At 47.9% G+C, this 2,249-nt stretch carries 2 protein-coding genes; both read left to right on the top strand.

From position 1 onward, the window contains the following. Positions 1-947 (top strand): sulfite oxidase (locus Q0X89_RS17975; RefSeq protein ID WP_297696770.1); only part of this gene is annotated, 947 nt, incomplete at its 5' end. Between the two features lie 87 nt (positions 948-1,034). Then, a complete protein-coding gene (locus Q0X89_RS17970) occupies positions 1,035-2,030 on the top strand; it encodes an alpha/beta hydrolase (protein WP_297696767.1) in 996 nt (331 codons plus the stop codon). Positions 2,031-2,249: the final 219 nt, after the last annotated feature.

Here is a 2,249-nt window from a genome sequence, read left to right as displayed (position 1 = left end):
AGCGCAATCAGGGGCAGTTCCCGGACGCACCGATCAGCCTATCGGAATGGGTGCTGCGTGTTGATGGATTGGTCACAAAAGAACTCTCTCTGTCTTTCGAGGACATCCGGCGCCTGCCCAAAGTGGAGGTGGCCGATACCCTGGAATGTTCCGGAAACAGCCGCTCGCTATTAAAAGAGAAGGCCTCCGGAAATCCATGGACCATCGGCGGTGTGGGCAATGCAGTCTGGGGCGGCATCTGGCTGAAAGACGTGCTGGCCTTGGCGGGATTAAAGAATGACGCCCGGCACGTGGGCTTTGAAGGATTCGATAAACCACTGGGATCGGCCGGCATAAAATTCATTCGCAGCATTCCGATTGAAAAGGCCATGTCCTCGACCCTGCTGGCCTATGAAATGAACGGAGAGCCGCTGCCCCTTGAACACGGTTACCCGTTGAGGGCGCTGGCCCTGGGATGGACCGGGGCCAACTGTGTCAAATGGGTTCACCGAATCGAAGTTCTGGATCGGCCCTTTGAAGGCTTTTTTATGGACAAGGTCTACCGGGTGTTTCAAAAAGGCGAAGACCCCAAATCCGGCGAAGCGGTTAAAGACATCCAGGTCAAATCCATCATCGTCGAGCCCGCAAAAGATCAAGTCCTTTCCGTCGGCAACGTGCCGGTCAGAGGAGCGGCTTATGCCGGCGAGGGCGGAATAGAAAAAGTCGAAGTGTCGGTCGACGGCGGTGCTTCCTGGCATCCGTCCAAGTTGATCGGACTTGAGCAGCCATACGCCTGGCGTCGCTGGGAGTTCTTATGGGAAGTTAAGTCCGGGGGTGACTATACCATTAGGGCTCGGGCAACCGATACCAACGGCCACCGGCAGCCTGAGACGGCCCATTGGAATGCTCTGGGATACGGGAACAACGGTGTGCGGGAACACGCCGTCACGGTCCGAATTGACGCCTAACTGCTTTATAAGTGGTGTCTGCTCAAATAAATGGTTCCATACGCCTGATTACAAAAAAGCAAAAGTTCACGGCATCACCAAAAATCAATGAAATTTTCCAGAATCCTCCTCTCCTTACCTATCTTATTCGGGCTGTCTTGTTCAGGTTGCGTCAGCAATCCTTCTATTCCGGTCGCAGAAGATAGAACGAATATCTATACTATAATTGGACCTGATTACCGAAATCGAGGCAAAATTCCTTTTGAAAGCATTAGAACGAATATCTACACTATAATTGGACCTGATTACCGAAATCAGGGCAAAATTCCTTTTGAAAGCATAGAAGATAAGTTTACATCGTCTACCGGCTGCGAAGTTGCCTATACGTATTACAGGCCGAGGGTCATATCGAATGATGTGCTTGTCGTGCTGGGCCATGGTTTCATGCGAAGTAAAGACAAGATGGCATATTTGGCTCAACACCTGGTGAGTTGGGGTTTATCCGTTGTTAACTTGGAATTTTGCAATTCAAAATTGTGGGCCGGGAATCATGATCGGAATGGTGCCGACATGGTTGCGCTATCACAGAAATTAAACGCAGATAAGGTCATATACGTCGGATTCTCGGCCGGTGGTTTGGCCGCCATGGTGGCAGCAAATTTGGATAAAAATACACGGGCCTTCTTTGGCCTTGATATGGTGGATCACCAGGAATTAGGGAAGAAAATAGCACCTAACCTGGTTGTCCCATTTTTCGGATTAATTGCCGCACCATCCGCATGTAACGCGAACAATAATGGATTGGATCCATATGTACTGGCCCCGCAGTTTAAGGTGATTAAAGTTGAGGACACAAGCCACTGTCATTTTGAATTTCCAGTGGACGGAAAATGTTCGCTCGTGTGCGGCAAAGGCGAAAAGCGCTTCAGCCGCCAAACAGTCCAGCAAACGATTGTGGGACTTACGACTGCGTTCTTGTTATGGCAGACCGGTATCGACGTAAATGGCGAAACCTGGTGGCATGATAGTCAACAAAATTACAAAACTCTGATAGATGCTGGTTATATTAGAAAGCCAATAAATGATGAAACAGGATTTAATTAAGAAACGTTCTGCCGTTTTTGCACTTACCTTCAGACGCCGTTGAAAAGTTTACTGGTTGAATGGTTGATTAGGTAAGTTATAGTCATAATTTTAAAATGTTACGATTGTTAAAAAATGAAGTGTTCGATTATTTTGCAAATATGGGATAAATCCAGATTTACAACCACTTAACCAATCAACCAATTAACGATATTTGTACCTTTAGGTGTTGTGATACAC

The organism is uncultured Eudoraea sp. (assembly GCF_947258525.1).
In the GTDB taxonomy this organism is placed as follows: domain Bacteria; phylum Bacteroidota; class Bacteroidia; order Flavobacteriales; family Flavobacteriaceae; genus Eudoraea.
Note: the sequence above shows the minus strand (reverse complement) of the source record. Positions and strands in the feature narration are given on the sequence as shown.

What these genes read in the sequence shown, in the direction of transcription:
- Q0X89_RS17970 (WP_297696767.1), top strand. Translation starts at nt 1,035, where the DNA reads ATGAAATTTTCCAGAATCCTCCTCTCCTTACCTATCTTATTCGGGCTG.